Source organism: Limnohabitans sp. (genome assembly GCF_044373035.1).
Lineage (GTDB): Bacteria > Pseudomonadota > Gammaproteobacteria > Burkholderiales > Burkholderiaceae_C > Limnohabitans_A.
In genome coordinates this window covers 44,700-61,042 of the sequence record NZ_JBILQU010000008.1, presented here as the reverse complement: position 1 = coordinate 61,042, position 16,343 = coordinate 44,700, and the positions used below count along the sequence as shown (strand labels likewise).

General features: G+C 56.9%; 15 protein-coding genes and 1 pseudogene. 9 read left to right on the top strand and 7 right to left on the bottom strand.

All coding sequences use genetic code 11. From position 1 onward, the window contains the following. On the top strand, positions 1–2,180 hold a 2,180-nt coding region (locus tag ACIQ47_RS02775; RefSeq protein WP_396436736.1), incomplete at its 5' end, for a PhoX family protein. 12 nt (positions 2,181–2,192) lie between these two features. Here ACIQ47_RS02775 and ACIQ47_RS02770 read toward each other — a convergent pair. After that, positions 2,193–2,822: a ParA family protein gene (locus ACIQ47_RS02770; protein WP_396436735.1), complete on the bottom strand. Its 630-nt coding sequence runs from the start codon at positions 2,820–2,822 to the stop codon at positions 2,193–2,195. Between the two features lie 198 nt (positions 2,823–3,020). Between ACIQ47_RS02770 and ACIQ47_RS02765 the strand changes: the two genes are divergently transcribed. From ACIQ47_RS02765 to ACIQ47_RS02755, 3 genes are all read left to right on the top strand, one after another. Further along, positions 3,021–3,887 carry a galactosyldiacylglycerol synthase gene (locus tag ACIQ47_RS02765; RefSeq protein WP_396436734.1) on the top strand — a complete coding sequence of 289 codons (867 nt, stop codon included), beginning with the start codon at positions 3,021–3,023 and terminating at the stop codon, positions 3,885–3,887. Positions 3,888–3,901: 14 nt separating this feature from the next. After that, on the top strand, positions 3,902–4,138 hold the full coding sequence (locus ACIQ47_RS02760; protein WP_396436733.1) for a hypothetical protein: 237 nt from the start codon (positions 3,902–3,904) through the stop codon (positions 4,136–4,138). A gap of 281 nt (positions 4,139–4,419) precedes the next feature. Next, on the top strand, positions 4,420–5,022 hold the full coding sequence (locus ACIQ47_RS02755) for a hypothetical protein (protein WP_396436732.1): 603 nt from the start codon (positions 4,420–4,422) through the stop codon (positions 5,020–5,022). A gap of 36 nt (positions 5,023–5,058) precedes the next feature. On the opposite strand, the gene ACIQ47_RS02750 is transcribed toward ACIQ47_RS02755, so the two are convergent. After that, a complete protein-coding gene (locus ACIQ47_RS02750) occupies positions 5,059–5,994 on the bottom strand; it encodes a hypothetical protein (RefSeq protein ID WP_396436731.1) in 936 nt (311 codons plus the stop codon). A 271-nt stretch (positions 5,995–6,265) separates the two neighbouring features. Here ACIQ47_RS02750 and ACIQ47_RS02745 point away from each other — a divergent pair, with 271 nt between their 5' ends. From ACIQ47_RS02745 to ACIQ47_RS02735, 3 genes are all read left to right on the top strand, one after another. Then, positions 6,266–8,488 (top strand): PhoX family protein, encoded by a 2,223-nt coding sequence (locus tag ACIQ47_RS02745; protein ID WP_396436730.1) that lies wholly within the window; start codon positions 6,266–6,268, stop codon positions 8,486–8,488. A 76-nt stretch (positions 8,489–8,564) separates the two neighbouring features. Beyond that, complete coding sequence (locus tag ACIQ47_RS02740) at positions 8,565–10,607, top strand: PhoX family protein (RefSeq protein WP_396436729.1); 2,043 nt, start codon at positions 8,565–8,567, stop codon at positions 10,605–10,607. 18 nt (positions 10,608–10,625) lie between these two features. Then, positions 10,626–10,790, top strand: coding sequence for a hypothetical protein (locus ACIQ47_RS02735; protein ID WP_396436728.1), 165 nt, complete (start codon positions 10,626–10,628; stop codon positions 10,788–10,790). A 12-nt stretch (positions 10,791–10,802) separates the two neighbouring features. Here the strand turns inward: ACIQ47_RS02735 and ACIQ47_RS02730 are convergent, their stop codons facing one another. Both ACIQ47_RS02730 and ACIQ47_RS02725 read right to left on the bottom strand, forming a co-directional pair. Then, positions 10,803–11,432 (bottom strand): ParA family protein, encoded by a 630-nt coding sequence (locus ACIQ47_RS02730; protein ID WP_396436727.1) that lies wholly within the window; start codon positions 11,430–11,432, stop codon positions 10,803–10,805. Positions 11,433–11,464: 32 nt separating this feature from the next. After that, on the bottom strand, positions 11,465–11,740 hold the full coding sequence (locus ACIQ47_RS02725; protein ID WP_396436726.1) for a hypothetical protein: 276 nt from the start codon (positions 11,738–11,740) through the stop codon (positions 11,465–11,467). 166 nt (positions 11,741–11,906) lie between these two features. Between ACIQ47_RS02725 and ACIQ47_RS02720 the strand changes: the two genes are divergently transcribed. Continuing rightward, positions 11,907–13,025, top strand: a complete 1,119-nt coding sequence (locus ACIQ47_RS02720) for a glycosyltransferase (RefSeq protein ID WP_396436725.1) — start codon at positions 11,907–11,909, stop codon at positions 13,023–13,025. 217 nt (positions 13,026–13,242) lie between these two features. Here the strand turns inward: ACIQ47_RS02720 and ACIQ47_RS02715 are convergent, their stop codons facing one another. Beyond that, positions 13,243–14,097 carry an EamA family transporter gene (locus ACIQ47_RS02715; RefSeq protein ID WP_396436724.1) on the bottom strand — a complete coding sequence of 285 codons (855 nt, stop codon included), beginning with the start codon at positions 14,095–14,097 and terminating at the stop codon, positions 13,243–13,245. Between the two features lie 72 nt (positions 14,098–14,169). Here ACIQ47_RS02715 and ACIQ47_RS02710 point away from each other — a divergent pair. Further along, positions 14,170–14,301: pseudogene (locus ACIQ47_RS02710) on the top strand (SMR family transporter); the annotation flags it as partial. Between the two features lie 53 nt (positions 14,302–14,354). Here ACIQ47_RS02710 and ACIQ47_RS02705 read toward each other — a convergent pair. Then, on the bottom strand, positions 14,355–15,482 hold the full coding sequence (locus tag ACIQ47_RS02705; protein ID WP_396436723.1) for a TIGR03364 family FAD-dependent oxidoreductase: 1,128 nt from the start codon (positions 15,480–15,482) through the stop codon (positions 14,355–14,357). A gap of 14 nt (positions 15,483–15,496) precedes the next feature. Further along, on the bottom strand, positions 15,497–16,327 hold the full coding sequence (gene phnX, locus ACIQ47_RS02700) for a phosphonoacetaldehyde hydrolase (RefSeq protein WP_396436722.1): 831 nt from the start codon (positions 16,325–16,327) through the stop codon (positions 15,497–15,499). Positions 16,328–16,343 lie beyond the last annotated feature (16 nt).

The following is a 16,343-nucleotide window of genomic DNA, read 5'->3' as shown; positions in this document are numbered from 1 at the left end:
CCCATTTCCAAGACGTATTGGCCCAATCGCTGCAAAACCCTGCACGCCGTGGTTTGTTGCGCGGTGGTCTGGGCTTGGCCGGTTTGGCCATGCTGCCCGGTTGCGCCAGCATGGTGTCGGGCATGGCGGCAGCACCTTCGGCGCTGGGCTTTCCTTCCTTGGACAAAAGCTTGCTGGACAATGTGACATTGCCGCCCGGTTACCAGTACACGGTATTGCACGCCACCGGCGATGCACTGGATTCAACACTGCCCGCTTACTCCAACAAAGGCACGGAGACCGATGACTGGTCGCGCCGCATTGGTGACCATCACGACGGCATGGACATTTATTACATCGATGCCAATGGCCGCTACACCGAGAACGAAACCGGCCGCGCCGTGCTGTGTGTCAACCATGAAAGCTCGGCCGATGCGCACTTCATGCACCCCAACGGTCAAACGTCCAATGGTGTGAGCGGCAAAAAATTCCACCAGTTTGGAAACTGGGATTTGGGTAACCGCCCCGAATTGGAAGTGCTCAAGGAAATCAACCACCACGGCGTTTCGGTGGTCGAGATCGTCAAAACCCCACAAGGCTGGCGCATCAAGCAAGACTCGCCTTTGAACCGCCGCATCACCGCCCAAACACCGACCCGCATCAGCGGCCCACGCGCAGAAATCGACAACATCCGCAGCTTCATGGTGACCCGTTGGGACACGGCCGGTGCCATGTCGCGCGGCACTTTGAACAATTGCGGCCACGGCAAAACGCCATGGGGCACCTATTTGGGTTGTGAAGAAAACTGGGCGTTTTACTTCCAGGCCACGGGCACGGGCACCGGCATCCCTCCCAAAGAAGTGGCGGCACGCCGTCGCTATGGCGTCGCTGCTGCAGCCCCCGCTGCCGGTGTGCAAAGAGCCATCAGCCAAGGCTGGCACACTGTCTCGGCCACCGATGACCGTTTTGCCCGCTGGAATTTGGCGGCCACAGGCGCCAATGCCGAGCGTGACTTCCGCAACGAAGCCAACACCTTTGGCTACAACGTCGAAATCGACCCGTTGTCGCCCAATTCCACGCCCGCCAAACGCGTGGCCATGGGCCGTTTTGCCCACGAAGCCGCCGTTTGCAGCTTGCCCAAGGCGGGCGAGCCCTTGGCCTTTTACATGGGCTGTGACGCCCGCAACGAGTACATCTACAAATTTGTTTCCACCGCGGTTTGGGATCCGCGCGACGTAGGTGGTGGTTTGGTGGCTGGCGACAAGTACTTGGGTGAGGGCAAGCTGTACGCAGCGCGCTTTGATGCCACGGGCCAAGGCCAATGGCTGGAGTTGACCATCGCCGATCCACGCATTGCCAACCACAGTGCCTATAAATTTGCCAACCAGGCCGATGTGTTCGTCAACGCACGCCATGCAGCCGATGCTGTCGGTGCCACCAAGATGGACCGTCCAGAGTGGGGCGCTGTCAACTACCGTAACGGCGAGGTGTATTTCGCCCTGACCAACAACAACGCGGACAACCGCACCCCGACCAAGGTGGACCCGGCCAACCCCCGCGCCTACATGGACATGGATGGCAAAAAAGGCACGGGCAACCCGCACGGCCACATCATCCGTTTCAACGAAACGGGTCAAAAATCCACGGCCAAAGCCTTTGCGTGGGACATCTTTTTGTTTGGTGCAGAAGAAGACTCGGGCGATGCCAACTTGTCCGGCTTGAGCGCCAAAAACGCGTTCTCATCGCCTGACGGCCTGTGGTTCAGCAAGGCCACCGGCATTTGTTGGATTCAGACCGACGACGGCGCCATGACCGACGAAAGCAACTGCATGATGCTGGCTGCCATTCCTGGCCAAGTGGGCGACGGCGGCAAAGTCACCGTGAAAAACAAAATGGTGGTCGGTGGTGTTGAGCAAACCGGCACCCAAGAAACTTTTGTGGGCGCCGCTTTGGGTGATGCCAAACTGCGCCGCTTCTTGGTCGCCCCCAAGGGCGCTGAGGTCACCGGCATCACCGAAACCGCCGACGGCCGCACTTTGTTTGTCAACATCCAGCACCCTGGCGAGTTGTCCAAGCCGCTGGCTTCGGGCGAAGCCCCGGAAAGCGTCTGGCCCGGCAACCAGGGTTACGGTGTCCAAGGCCGTCCACGCTCGGCCACGATCGTGATCACGCGCAAGGATGGTGGTGTGATCGGGCTGTAAACCGCGCAGGCCTTAGCGCATGGCCAAAGTGAGCATGGCCTGCTCTACTTCCTGAGAAGCCTTCTTGAGGTGGAGGTTGCTGGACTCGCTGCCAGCGCGGCCCACATCCAAGTCGGCTTGGAACCCGTCGCGCTCGGGCCAGACGGCATTGAGCATGTCAAAACCGGCCTCGGCAATGGTGGCTTCCGGTTGTTCGAGAAGGCGTTCTGAGCGGCCTGTTTTGGACAGGACAATGACGATTTTTTTGCCAACCGCCCGGGTTTTGGACAGCTTGCGCGCCAAGGCCAATGTGGGGCGAAGATCGTCCATGGAGGTGCCCGTGGGCAAGAACACGATGTCACTTTCGCGGCTGACATCTTCGGTCAACTCATCGGCCAATCCCCGGGTGTCCACCACGGCCAGATCGTAGCCCACCACGTCCTTGCGCAATTTTTTCAGACTCTTGAATGCGCGGGCTTCAATCTCCGGCTCGATGCCGTTGCGCATTCTCAGAGCGCCCCATTCCACGCAGGTGAGCTGCTCCAGATCGAAGTCACCGATCAGCACCTTGTGCTGCGCCCGGGCCGCAGCCACGGCCAACACGCGGGCCAAGGTGCTTTTGCCAACACCGCCCTTTTGTCCCACAAATGAAGCAATTCGCATGAACAGTTCCTGAAGAAATGAAGGTCACACATGATCAAACCCGAAGAGGCTGATTGTGAAGGCTATGAATCCCTGATGTGTGACATTTTCATGAATCGGCTGTGGTGATGAAACGCCAAGCCCATGAACAGACCCCTGTGAAAACAGGGGCAAACACGGTCACGCCCATGTCATTCGCAGCGGGAAAGCTTGTGTCCGATGAAATACCTTGTTCAGCTCATTTACTTCAACGCAGGGGGAGGCCACCGGTCCGCAGCGCTGGCCTTGCAGGAAGTCATCGCTCAAAAGCACCCGGACTGGTCGGTGTCTTTGGTCAATCTTTTTGAGGTCATTGACTCGGACCGCTATTACCAAAAACTGACCGGCTTTGCCCCGGAAGATTTGTACAACCTGAGGCTGAAAAAAGGCTGGACCCGTGGCTTGGCCACGGAGCTCAAGATTTTTCAGACCATGATCCGGTTGACCTTGCCCAAGCTCAAAAAAAAGGTGCGGTCATTTTGGGTCAGCAACCCGCCGGACTTGGTGGTCTCGCTGGTGCCCAATTTCAACAAAGTCATGTGCGAGGCGCTGCGGGACGAATTGCCGGGGGTGCCTTATGTCACGGTCTTGACCGACATGGCCGATTACCCGCCTCACTTCTGGATGGAGCCTCGGCAAGATCAGTACATCATTTGTGGCACAGCGTTTGCGGCTTCCCAGGCGGCCGCGCTGGGGTATGACCAACAGGCCATCACCACCACATCGGGCATGATTTTGCGCCCGGATTTTTACCGCAAGCAGTCGGTGGACAAACCAGCCCGACTGGCAGAGATGGGTCTGGACCCCAACCTCCCCACGGGCTTGATCCTGTTTGGTGGGCATGGGTCCTCTGAAATGCTGCAAATTGCCAAGGCGCTGCCTGACCGACAGCTGATTTTTGTGGCGGGCCATAACACCGCCTTGGCCAAAAAAATGGCAGCGCAATCGGCTTCTGCCCGGCACCGTGTCATGGGTTTCGTCCAGGATATCCACCTCGTCATGCACCTGTGTGATTATTTTGTGGGCAAACCCGGCCCGGCAGCTTGAGTGAGGCGGTGCACATGGGTTTGCCCGTCATCACTTTTCGCAACGGCGCCACCATGCCCCAAGAAAGGTACAACACGGTGTGGTTGGAAGAGAACCAACTGGGCAAGGTCATTGCATCGGTCAGTCAATTGCCGGGTGCTGTGGACGTGCTGTTGAGCGACTTGCCGCTCTACCATCAACATGTTCAACACATGAACAACCAGGCGGTGTTTGAAGTGGTCGATGCTTTGGCAGCGATCAAGGCGGGTTGAGCTGGGCGTCTTGGGTGGGCAGTCCCGAAGCGCTGGGCTGCCATGGTCTTGAAGCCGTCAAAGATTCACAGCACAATCGTTCTGCGGGTTTTCAAAGGAATGTCATGTTGCTTGTTTTTCGGAACATTCAGTGTTTGCATCGGATCGGTGAATCCCCGGTTTGGAGGGCATGCGTAATTTGGGCGTTTGTGGGCGCCATGGGCTCGGCCCAAGCACAACCTGAAGAAAATCGGGGGGCATGGCAGCTGAGTGCAGGTTGGCAGGATTACAGCGAACCGCAAATGAATTTAAAAGGCCCCGAGCTGGGCGTGCATTGGCAAAGCCGAGCCTGGGGACCGCTCACCTTGGAGGCTGAAGCGCAGCTGGGCCTGCAAAACTACAGCAGCGTCCCGTCAGGGCGTTTGGACTCGGTACTGAACCTTGACACCCGCTGGCGAGTTCTCAGGGCATCAACAGCACAACCCCAATGGCAGGTCGGTTTGGCTTTACACACCCACAGTAATTTTTTGCGCGGCACCACCAGTTTGGGTTTTGGGGGCTATGACCGGCTTTCTACCCAAGTCTGGTTGCCAGTGCGTTGGCAATCGGTCGGTGATCAGCGGTGGGCAATCGAAGCAGGCTGGCTCTTGTGGGGAGAACATGTTTCCCGCTTGTCACAAACGGATCGCAGTTTGCAAGATGTGACCAATACCCAGCGCAAGGGTGCTTACTTTCAAATCAGTCAGAAGCGCCATACCAGCCGAGGTGAACTCGAACCCTATGCACGCTGGACATGGGTGGACGACTCGGATGTCCAAATGATGACTTTGGCAGGCCAAACCAGGGGTGCTTACGAGCCCCAAAACAACAGATTGCAACTAGGCATGAAATGGCGCTTTCGTTGAACGATGAAAACCTGTTCCAGGGCTGATCTTTTCAAATCAATCCGCTGGGGCCAAGACCACCTCGATCGCGTACTGCGTAGACAGAGGTCCGGTTTGCTGAAACCACAGCGTCATGGCCCCTTCGCCCAGTTGAGACTTGGGTGCATTGGCCAACACATTGCGCCCCAAATCACTGGGCCCCATGTGGCCAAAAACCAGCATCCGTGAAACATCCTCGCCGGCATCAAAAACCTTGTTGCGCTGCAAAGCATAAAAGGCAATGGCATCTTCCGAAACATACTGCACCAGCTTGACTGACTTGACCATTTGTCCTTTGGGAATGTCCCAAGTGACATAGTCACGATCACCGCGCGCCACCACGCCATGGATCAAATAGGTCTGCAAGCCCGGCGTCAAAATGCTGGGTTGCAATGGGTTGTCTGATACTTCGTGGGCTACCAGACTTTGGTTTTGCAAGTCAAATGCTTGGGCGCCAGAAGCGTTACCGGCCAAGTCCATTTGGCGCAACCAGATGCGGCTCAAGTTGTTGCCCAAAATGCCCAGCGCGGTGCATTGACCCGGAGCCCATGAGCGTTGCTCGTCCAGCGAATATTCCCAGCGCGCACCGGGTTCAATGCCCGAGAGTTTCAAGCTGTTGGTCACCCCTTCGGTTTGGCCGGCGACGCCCAAAGCAGCGGGTGCCGTGGTGTCTAAAAAACAGTTGACGCGCACGATCTCAGACTTGTTGCCTGCGTCGTCCCGTGCGCGAACCCAAATCACTTTGGCACCGTCTCCTGTCACAGCGAAAGAAGCGCCAGATCCGCGTGTCCAACTGCTGCCTTGGTCCAGCGAAAACTCCCAGTCGATGCCTGCGCTTTCAACAGCCCACCGACCATTGCTGGTGACGCCGTCAGTGATGCTCAGGCCGGTGTCGTTGAACGACAAAACAGGCGCTCTGAGAACGACAGCGCCCACGGTAGGTGGTGTTGGCATGTTGGGTGGGGTCAGTATGGAAGGCCCAGCACCCGAGCCGCCGCAGGCGGTTAAAAAAGTAGCGATAACGATCACCAAAGAGTACGGTGATGAAAATTTGTGATGCAAAAAAATGTGAGATTTTTGGCAATTCATTTCGCCATATTGAGTCACGCAAATGTGACAAAAAGATGAATCAAAAAAATTCGAAATTTTTAGAGTGTCATGGGTTGGTCACATTCAATTACCAAAATGAACAAGCTATTTCAACTTAACCATATGGAGCTTTTACATGGCGCATCATCCTGATGACAACACCAACATTTCGACCAACGAACACTTTGACCAAGTGCTGGCCAAAGCCAAGATCAGCCGTCGCAGCCTAATTCAAGGTGGCGTGGGCCTGATGGCTGTAGGCAGCTTGCCCATGCTGGCAGGCTGCGGTGGAAGCAGCGGCGCGCCTGCTGCTGGCCTGGCTTTCACCGCCGTTGGTAAAAGCATTTTGGACCAAGTGATCTTGCCACCTGGCTACACCTTCACCGTTTTGCACGCCACGGGTGACCGCTTGGTCTCCAGCATCCCCGCCTATTCCAACTTGGGCACTGAGACTGACGAGTGGAGCATGCGTGTGGGTGACCACCACGACGGCATGGACCTTTTTTACATCGGTGCCGACGGGAAGTTTTCAGCCAAGGCCACAGACCGTGCAGTGCTGGCTGTCAACCATGAAAGCTCGGCCGATGCACACTTCTTTCACCCCAAAGGTCAAACCAGCAACGGCGTGAACGGCAAGAAGTTTTCTCAGTTTGGTGATTGGGATGTAGGCACCCGTCCAGCCCTGGAAGTGCTCAAAGAAATTAACCACCATGGTGTCTCGGTGGTCGAGTTGCGCAAGAGCGGAACCAACTGGTCTTATGTGGTGGATTCTTTGTACAACCGCCGTGTCACAGCTCAAACGCCAGTGCGCATTGCCGGTCCTGCAGCCCACATGAACGACATCAAGGCCTTCATGGTCACCGCGTTTGACACAACAGGCGCCACCGCTCGTGGCACCTTGAACAACTGCGGCCATGGCATCACGCCTTGGGGCACTTATTTGGCTTGCGAAGAAAACTGGGCGGTTTACTTCAACATGCCCGCCGGCACGCCAGCTTTGGATGCCAACACCACCGAGTCGCGTCGCCGTTATGGCGTTGCACGTTCAGCGCTCTCTGCGACGGCTACTGCTGCATCGGGTCAAGGCTGGTACACACCTTCCGATACGGACAACCGCTTCACACGCTGGAATGTCGCCCCCATCGGTGCCACTGCAGCCGCAGACTTCCGCAATGAGCCCAACACCTTTGGCTACAACGTGGAAATTGACCCAGTGACCAATGGCACACCTGCCAAGCGCGTCGCCATGGGCCGTTTTGCCCACGAGGGCGCATGGTGCGGTCTGCCTGTGGTGGGCAAGCCATTGGCGTTTTATCAGGGCTGCGATTCCCGTAACGAGTACATCTACAAGTTCGTCACCGCCGCCAACTGGGATGAAAAAGACATCGGTGGTGGTTTGGCCGCTGGTGACAAGTACCTGAACGAAGGCAAGTTGTACGCCGCCAAGTTCAATGCCGATGGCAGTGGTCAGTGGATCGAGCTGACAATCACCAACCCGCTCATCTCTGGCTACGCTACGTACAAGTTTGCTAACCAAGCTGACGTTTTTGTGAATGCCCGCTCGGCTGCGGATGCGGTAGGTGCCACCAAGATGGACCGTCCTGAGTGGGGTGCGGTCAACCCTGCCAACGGTGAGATCTACATGACCCTCACCAACAACTCCAATACCAACCGCACCCCTGGCAAAACAGACCCGGCCAATCCCCGCGCCTATGCGGATGCTGATGGTAAAAAAGGCTCTGGCAATCCCAATGGCCATATCATCCGCTGGAAGGAAAAAGACAATTTGTCGACCGCTTCGGCCTTCACTTGGGACATCTTCTTGTTCGGTGCTGAAGAGGACATGCCAGCCAATGTGAATTTGTCCGGTTTGACTGCTAAAAACAGCTTCTCGTCGCCAGACGGCTTGTGGTTCTCCAAAGCCACGGGCATTTGCTGGATCCAGACCGATGATGGTGCATTCACCGATGAGACCAACTGCATGCTGTTGGCTGCCATCCCTGGCAAAGTGGGCGACGGTAAAAAGATCAGCGTCGAAAACAAGATGGTGGTTGGCGGAACCGAGGTGGTGGCCAAGCAAGACACCTTCATTGGTGCGGCTCTGGGAGAAGCCCAGTTGCGCCGTTTCTTGGTGGCACCCGTGGGCGCCGAAGTCACTGGCATCACCGAGACGGCCGATGGCAAAACCATCTTTGTGAACATTCAGCACCCTGGTGAAAACACCAATGCCATTGGTACGGCAGCTGAGTTCACACACACCAGTCAGTGGCCTGGCAACATGGGCTATGGTCCCAAAGGCCGCCCACGTTCGGCCACCATTGTTATTACCCGCACTGATGGTGGTGTGATCGGCCTCTGACCCCCACTTAGCATCGCTAAAACTGCAAGTGCCCCGAAAGGGGCATTTGCTTTTGAAATCACCTTTGAAATTCGATATGTCACACCGCGTCCACGACCCCATCTGCAACGTCTCCGGCAACCCTCACTTCCAGGATGTTCTGAGTCAGTCCCTGCAAACCCCGATGCGCCGCGGTTTGCTGCGTGGTGGCTTCGGTTTGGCGGGTCTTGCCATGCTGCCCGGTTGCGCCACTTGGGGTTCTGAAACAGCCGCTGTGCCCAAGGCGCTGGGTTTTCCCGCTGTTGAAAAGAGCCTGCTCGACAGCGTGATGCTGCCGCCCGGCTACCAGTACAGCGTCTTGCATGCCACAGGCGATGCCTTGGATTCGGCCCTGGCCGCTTATTCGAACAAGGGCACGGAAGCGGACGACTGGTCGCGTCGCGTAGGCGATCACCACGATGGCATGGACATTTACTACATCGATGCCAATGGCCGATATACCGAGAAAGAAACAGGCCGTGCCGTGCTGTGTGTCAATCACGAAAGCTCGGCCGATGCGCATTTCATGCACCCCAATGGCCAGACCAGCAACGGTGTCAGCGGCAAAAAATTTCACCAGTTTGGCAACTGGGATCTGGGCACCCGTCCCGAATTGGAAGTCCTCAAAGAGATCAACCACCATGGTGTGTCGGTCGTCGAGATGGTCAAGACGCATCAGGGCTGGCGTGTCAAGCAAGACTCACCGCTCAACCGCCGCATCACCGCGCAAACACCGATGCGCATCAGCGGGCCGCGTGCGCACATTGAAGCGATTCGCAGCTTCATGGTCACGCGTTGGGAACCGGCGGGCAGCATGTCGCGTGGTACGTTGAACAACTGCGGCCACGGCAAAACCCCATGGGGCACTTACCTGGGCTGCGAAGAAAACTGGGCTTATTACTTTCAAACCACGGGTGTGGGCGCTGCCTTGCCTCCCAAAGAAATCGCTGCACGCAAGCGTTATGGCGTGCCCTCTGCAGCACCAGCGGCCGGTGCCACGCGCGCGCCCAGCCAAGGTTGGCACACCGTCTCGTCCACTGACGACCGCTTCGCCCGCTGGAATCTGGCAGCCACCGGTGCCAACGCTGACAAAGATTTCCGCAACGAGGCCAACACCTTTGGCTACAACGTCGAAATTGACCCGCTGGCCCCCAACTCCACACCGGTCAAGCGTGTGGCCATGGGACGATTTGCGCACGAAGCCGCTGTCTGCAGCCTGCCGCAGGCAGGTCAGCCACTGGCTTTCTACATGGGCTGCGATGCGCGCAACGAGTACATCTACAAATTTGTCACCACCGCCGTGTGGGACCCGCGTGATGTGGGCGGCGGCATGGTGGCGGGTGACAAGTACTTGAGCGAAGGCAAACTGTATGTCACTCGCTTTGATGCCACCGGCCAAGGCGAATGGCTGGAACTGACCATCACCGATCCACGCATTGCCAACCACAGCGCCTACAAATTTACCAACCAAGCCGATGTGTTCGTCAATGCCCGCCACGCCGCAGACGCCGTGGGGGCCACCAAGATGGACCGTCCGGAGTGGGGTGCCGTCAACTACCGCAATGGCGAGGTGTATTTCGCCCTGACCAACAACAACGCGGACAACCGCACCCCGACCAAGGTGGACCCTGCCAACCCCCGCGCCTACATGGACTTGGATGGCAAAAAAGGCATGGGCAATCCGCACGGCCACATCATCCGATTCAATGAATCGGGCCAAAAATCCACCTCCAAAGCCTTCACTTGGGACATCTTCTTGTTCGGCGCTGAGGAAGACTCGGGCGATGCCAACTTGTCGGGCCTGACCTCCAAAAATTCATTCTCTTCGCCGGATGGCTTGTGGTTCAGCAAAGCCACCGGCATCTGCTGGATTCAAACCGATGATGGCGCTTTCACCGACGAAAGCAACTGCATGATGCTGGCCGCCATTCCTGGCCAAGTGGGTGATGGCGGCAAAGTGACCGTGAAAAACAAAATGGTGGTCGGTGGTGTTGAGCAAACCGGCACCCAAGAGACCTTCATGGGCGCCGCTTTGGGCGATGCCAAACTGCGCCGATTCTTGGTGGCTCCCCCTGGCGCTGAAGTTACAGGCATCACCTAAACGGCAGATGGCCGCACCTTGTTTGTGAACATTCAGCACCCTGGCGAGTTGTCCAAGCCCTTGGCCAGCGGCAGCACACCACAAAGCATGTGGCCAGGCAATGCAGGCTTCGGTGCACAGGGCCGTCCACGTTCGGCCACGATCGTGATCACGCGCAAAGACGGTGGTGTGATCGGGTTGTAAACCGCACAGGCCTCAGCTCATTGCCAAAGTGAGCAGCGCCTGCTCCACGTCCTGTGCCGCTTGCTTGAGGTGCGGGTTGCTGGACTCGCTGCCAGCGCGGCCCACATCCAGGTCGGCCTGAAAGCCGTCACGCTCTGGCCAGACAGCGTTGAGCATGTCAAACCCTGCCTCAGCAATGGTGGCCTCGGCTTGTTCGAGCAGACGCTCCGAACGACCGGTTTTGGACAACACAATGACGATTTTGTTGCCCACGGAACGGGTTTTGGCCAGCTTGCGTGCCAGCGCCAAGGTGGGGCGAAGATCGTCCATGGAAGTACCCGTGGGCAAGAACACCACGTCACTCTCGCGGCTGACATCTTCGGTCAACTCGTCAGCCAGTCCCCGCGTGTCCACGACCACCAGGTCATAGCCTTCGACTGTTTTGCGCAATTTTTTCAGACTCTTGAATGCGCGGGCTTCAATCTCCGGCTCGATGCCGTTGCGCATTCTCAGAGCGCCCCATTCCACGCAGGTGAGCTGCTCCAGATCGAAGTCACCGATCAGCACCTTGTGCTGCGCCCGGGCCGCAGCCACGGCCAACACGCGGGCCAAGGTGCTTTTGCCCACACCGCCTTTTTGTCCCACAAATGAAGCAATCCGCATGAATCAAATCCTGACTAGAGAGTGGCGTGTCCTCAAGCTTTGGGCTTGCTAGCCTTGGGCTTGTTCATCTGCAAAGCTTGCATGGCCACATCAAATGTTTTGGCTTTGCCCATGTAATAACGGTCAAGCCGCCACTCTTGCAGGATGTCCATGGCCAGCTCGAAATCTGAGCTGCTGAGTTCATACAGATCCTTCAACGAAAAATCTACTTCATCGACCAATGAAGAAATCAACCGGGCAAAAATCTGAGCCGTGGGGTTCAAGGGCTCGTGGGCAATGAGCTGTCGGACTTTTTTGATGGCACGCATGTTCAAACTCAAAAATATTGAGTATGGCTCCAATGAATAAATCATTTATGAAATTTTTGTGAAGTGAATGTGGCAATCAAAATTCAAATGCATGACCATCCCAAAAAGGATGCAGCCAGTGTTATGGTCACGCTCATGTCATTCGCATCGGGCAAGCTGCACAGCCATGCCACACGATGTCCAACTTATTTATTTCAATGCCGGAGGCGGGCACCGTTCTGCTGCCCTGGCCCTGCAGGAAGTCATCGCCCAAGCACACCCTGACTGGGCTGTGACGCTGGTGAACCTGTTTGAAGTCATTGACTCAGACCGCTACTACCAAAAATTGACAGGCTTTGCGCCTGAAGACCTGTACAACATGCGTTTGAAACGCGGCTGGACACGGGGCCTGGCCACCGAGCTCAAGCTTTTTCAGGGCATGATTCGGCTGACTTTGCCCAAGCTCAAAAAGAAGATGCGATCGTTCTGGCGCAACAACCGGCCCAACCTGGTGGTCTCGCTGGTGCCCAATTTCAACAAGGTCATGTACGAGGCCTTGCGTGACGAGTGTCCCGGCGTTCCCTACGTCACGGTCCTGACCGACATGGCCGATTACCCCCCTAATTTCTGGATAGAACCGAACCAAGGTCAGTTCATCATTTGCGGCACTGAATTCGCAGTATCCCAGGCTGCAAGCTTGGGTTATGACGCCGCAGCCATCATCCAGACATCCGGAATGATTCTGCGCCCGAGTTTTTACCGCAAGCCATGCGTGGACAGAGCCAGCCGTTTCGCAGACTTGCGACTGGACCCCCAGCGCCCTACAGGTTTGGTTTTGTTTGGCGGTCATGGCTCCAATGAGATGCTCAAAATTGCCAAGGCCCTGCCCGATCAGCAACTGATTTTTGTGGTGGGGCACAACAGCGCTTTGGCTCAAAAAATGGCTGCGCAATCATCTTCAGTTCAGCACCGGGTTTTGGGATTTACCAAAGACATCGATCAGTTGATGCAGCTGAGTGACTACTTTGTGGGCAAGCCTGGACCAGGCAGTTTGAGTGAGGCTGTGCACATGGGTTTGCCGGTCATCACCTTTCTCAACGCATCCACCATGCCCCAAGAGCGCTACAACACAACTTGGGTGGAAGAAAACAAGTTGGGCAAGGTCATTGCTTCGGTCAGTGAACTGCCGGGAGCAGTTGCTGCTGTTTTGAGCGATCTGCCCAACTACAAGCAGCACGTCCAAGACATCAACAACCAAGCGGTGTTTGAAGTTGTGGAAGCTTTGGCCAAGATTCAGCAGGGGTAGATGGGGGCTGAGCATGCCTGCGCCAATGCACGGATTGGTTTTATCCAGGAAGCGGGCGCAGCAAGCTCACACTTGCCACTGGCCGCGTTTTTCCTGCCCTTGGTAGCCTTGGAAAGTACCACCAGGGTCTTAAGGTTGGAGCTTCCTTTATTCCATGCGCCGTTTAGCCAATTGCAGGCCGACTTTGGTTAAAAATCGCGATGGCTTTTTTCATGGCTCAAGCTTTCAAAAAATAAACACCGACCATCACCAACACAGACGAAATGGCGGCAGATGCAAAGCGTCCTTCTTTGAACCAAAAAATGGAGATCAGCATGGCGAACACCACTGACGTCTCGCGCAGGCCCGACACCAAAGCGATGGGCGAGACTGTCATGGCCCACAGCACCATCGAGTAACTGGTAATGGAGATGGAAGAACCCAGCACAATCAAGCCCGCGTTGTGTTTTGAAAATTGCCAAAGCGCTCGTGTTTGGTGGCGGTAGGCCAGCAGGTAAACCAAGATGGGCTCAAACACAGCCGAGGTCAAGACATAGGCTGTGGGGTTGCCTGACAAACGAGCGCCAGCTCCATCGACCACGGTATAAGCCGCGATGACCAATGCGTTGAGCAGCGCAAATTGAAGGTGGCCGCCTTTGAGCGTGGTGGTCAGTTTGGCTTGTGGGGTGGCATAGGTGTACAGCAAAAATAAAATGCCCAAACTCAGGCACATCAAACCCGCAAAGGCGGGCGCGGTAAATGTCTCGTCCAATGCCAGCAAAGAGATCAGCATCACAAACAAAGGTGCCATGCCGCGCATCACGATGTAGGCGGGACCAAATGCGCTGTGGGTGTAAACCTTGGTCAGCACATAGATGTACAGGCCATGCAACAAAATCGACGCCAAAAGGTGCGGGTAACTCGCCTCGGATGGCCAACCCACCACCCAAAGCAAAGGTACGGCGAGCAGGGCGCTGCACACATGCAAGGCCATGGTGAACAGCGATTTGTCGCTGGCGTGGCTGATCAGTGAATTCCAAAAAGCATGCATCAAAGCCGCCAACAAGACCACCCCCAAGACCCAATTCGTCACAATGGTTTCAAACCTCTGATTTAACGTGGTTCACGTTCGGCATTTGCCAGCCCCTGATGAAAAGATACCTGCATGACGCCCTGCATGACACTGGATTTGGCCATAACCGCTGAAGTGATCGCCACTTCGGCCATCAAAGCCACTGTCAGCTTTACACGTCCGTGGCCCTCCGTGCTGATGGTGGCGGCTTATGGCGCGGCGTTCTATTTTTTTATCGGTGGTTGTCAAAGGCCGACGCCTCAAAGCGCCCACCGCGCTCATGCCCCCATGGCCAAGTCGAGCAACTCCCTTGCCAATGCAAACGAGGTGGATGCACCGGTGCCCCCTGTGACCACACCAAGGGCCACACCCGCACTGGGCTGTGCTTTGAACACCACATCTTGGGCCGAGGCGTAGGTGCCCACCCAGCGCTCGGTCACTTTGGCCTTGGGCAAGTTCAGCACTTGGTGAAACTCGTCCATGATCAAGTCCTCGGTCCGGGCGCTGGCAAACGGCGCTTCGGCATCGCCATAAACATGGCTATCGCCCACCACCAAAGAGCCATCGGCCGACTGCACCACGATCAGATGAATGCCTTGGGCCAGATGCTCTGCCTGTTCCGTCTGCAAGCGTGCCTTGAGGGGCTTTGCCTCGGGCAAGTCGGCATAGCCTTCGTAGCGGATCAGGCTCAAATCAGACATGACAGCGCTGGGCAATTTGAGCGCTTGCCCTGGCGACACCCGCATCATCTGCAAAGTGCATTGGCGTATGCCTGCTTGTGCCAGCACCTCGGGGTACAAAGCATTCAAATCGTTGCCTGGGCAGACCACGCAATGCTCGGCACGCAGGCGGCCACGGCTGGTGGTGATGTGCGGCAAGTCGATGCTCAGCACCGGCGTGTTCCAGAAAAAGTCCACACCCAGGCTGTGTGCCAGCCAATGGCTCAGGCGGGGAATGGCATCGCGTGACTCTACTCGACATTCGTGCGGGCTGTGCAAAAGCGCCATGCCTGCTTGCAGCCAGGGCCAGTCGCGCGCAGCGGTTTTGGCGCTGAGCATGCTGCAGCCTTGGCCCATTTCAGTCGCCATCAGGGCTTGCAAAACCGCCACGGCTTCGGGTCGTTGGGCCATCATCAGCAGGCCTTCGTGCACCAGCTCAATGCCCGCTTGGGGGGCGACTTCACGCCAAATCGCAGCCGTTTCTTTTGCCCTCTGCCAGTGCTCGCCGCGTCGTTGGCCCGTGACGGTGATGAAGCCAAAATTGCGCACCGAGGCACCAATGGCTTTGGCGTTGCGCTCGACCACGGCAACGCGCAGGCCGCGCTGCCGAGCTGTCCAGGCTGTGGCCAGGCCCACAATGTCTGCGCCCACCACCACCAAGTCGTAATGCGTTGCTGTCTCGTTCATGTTCATGCTTTCTTTCAGGGGCGCAGGCCCATGGCCAAGCGTTCTTCAATGTCGAGCAGCACCGCCGGCAAGTCGGCCACCGTGTCGATCACAAAATGCGCGCCTGCGGCTTCAAACATGGGCGTTACACGTTCGCGCACAGCGCGGCGTGTTGCTTCATCGGCTTGCTCGTATTCGGTTTGTGTCCAACCGGCTGGGCTGCCAGACAATGCCAGACCCACCGTCCACATGCCCGCGTTCAGGCCTTCGGCAATGCCGGGCACGGTGTCGTCCACCTTCACGCAGTGCGATACCGCGCCAATGTGCAAATCTTGCACGCAGGCCAGTGCCATCCAAGGGCCAGGCCGCGCGCCCGCAGCCAAATCGTCGGCACACACGGTGCAGTCGGGCGCGTAGCCCTGCTCAGCGGCCAGCACCATGAGGCGTTGCATCACCTCGCGCGGGTAGCCCGTGGTCGAGCCGATCTTGAACCCGTGGCTGCGCAAGGCCTGCACCAGAGATAAAGCGCCGGGTATCAAGTCGCTGTGTGCGCCCACACGCTCGACCTGCAGCGGAATAAAGGTTTCATAAATGTGGCGCACATCGTCTTCAGACATGGGTCGGCCAAATTGCGCGGTCCAACGTGGGCCCACATCCGGGTCTTGGCCCAAGGCTTCGATGTGTTGCCACTTGCCCAAGCCCATGGGTCTGCGGGCTTCTTCCAGGCTGAGTTCAAACCCATAGGCTTGTGCAAAAGCATCGACAAAAATTTGAGTGGGGGCAAAAGAGCCGAAGTCCACCATGGTTCCGGCCCAGTCAAAGATGACGGCTTCCAGTTGGTTTTTGGGTGTGGCAATGGGGGTCATAAATGGCCTAGGAAAA

Coding starts and splice junctions, on each gene's coding strand:
- ACIQ47_RS02755 (WP_396436732.1), top strand. CDS start 4,420: ATGAATTTAAAAGGCCCCGAGCTGGGCGTGCATTGGCAAAGCCGAGCC.
- ACIQ47_RS02765 (WP_396436734.1), top strand. CDS start 3,021: ATGAAATACCTTGTTCAGCTCATTTACTTCAACGCAGGGGGAGGCCAC.
- ACIQ47_RS02725 (WP_396436726.1), bottom strand. CDS start 11,740: ATGCGTGCCATCAAAAAAGTCCGACAGCTCATTGCCCACGAGCCCTTG.
- ACIQ47_RS02740 (WP_396436729.1), top strand. CDS start 8,565: ATGTCACACCGCGTCCACGACCCCATCTGCAACGTCTCCGGCAACCCT.
- ACIQ47_RS02770 (WP_396436735.1), bottom strand. CDS start 2,822: ATGCGAATTGCTTCATTTGTGGGACAAAAGGGCGGTGTTGGCAAAAGC.
- phnX (WP_396436722.1), bottom strand. CDS start 16,327: ATGACCCCCATTGCCACACCCAAAAACCAACTGGAAGCCGTCATCTTT.
- ACIQ47_RS02760 (WP_396436733.1), top strand. CDS start 3,902: ATGGGTTTGCCCGTCATCACTTTTCGCAACGGCGCCACCATGCCCCAA.
- ACIQ47_RS02720 (WP_396436725.1), top strand. CDS start 11,907: ATGCCACACGATGTCCAACTTATTTATTTCAATGCCGGAGGCGGGCAC.
- ACIQ47_RS02730 (WP_396436727.1), bottom strand. CDS start 11,432: ATGCGGATTGCTTCATTTGTGGGACAAAAAGGCGGTGTGGGCAAAAGC.
- ACIQ47_RS02750 (WP_396436731.1), bottom strand. CDS start 5,994: ATGCCAACACCACCTACCGTGGGCGCTGTCGTTCTCAGAGCGCCTGTT.
- ACIQ47_RS02705 (WP_396436723.1), bottom strand. CDS start 15,482: ATGAACGAGACAGCAACGCATTACGACTTGGTGGTGGTGGGCGCAGAC.
- ACIQ47_RS02745 (WP_396436730.1), top strand. CDS start 6,266: ATGGCGCATCATCCTGATGACAACACCAACATTTCGACCAACGAACAC.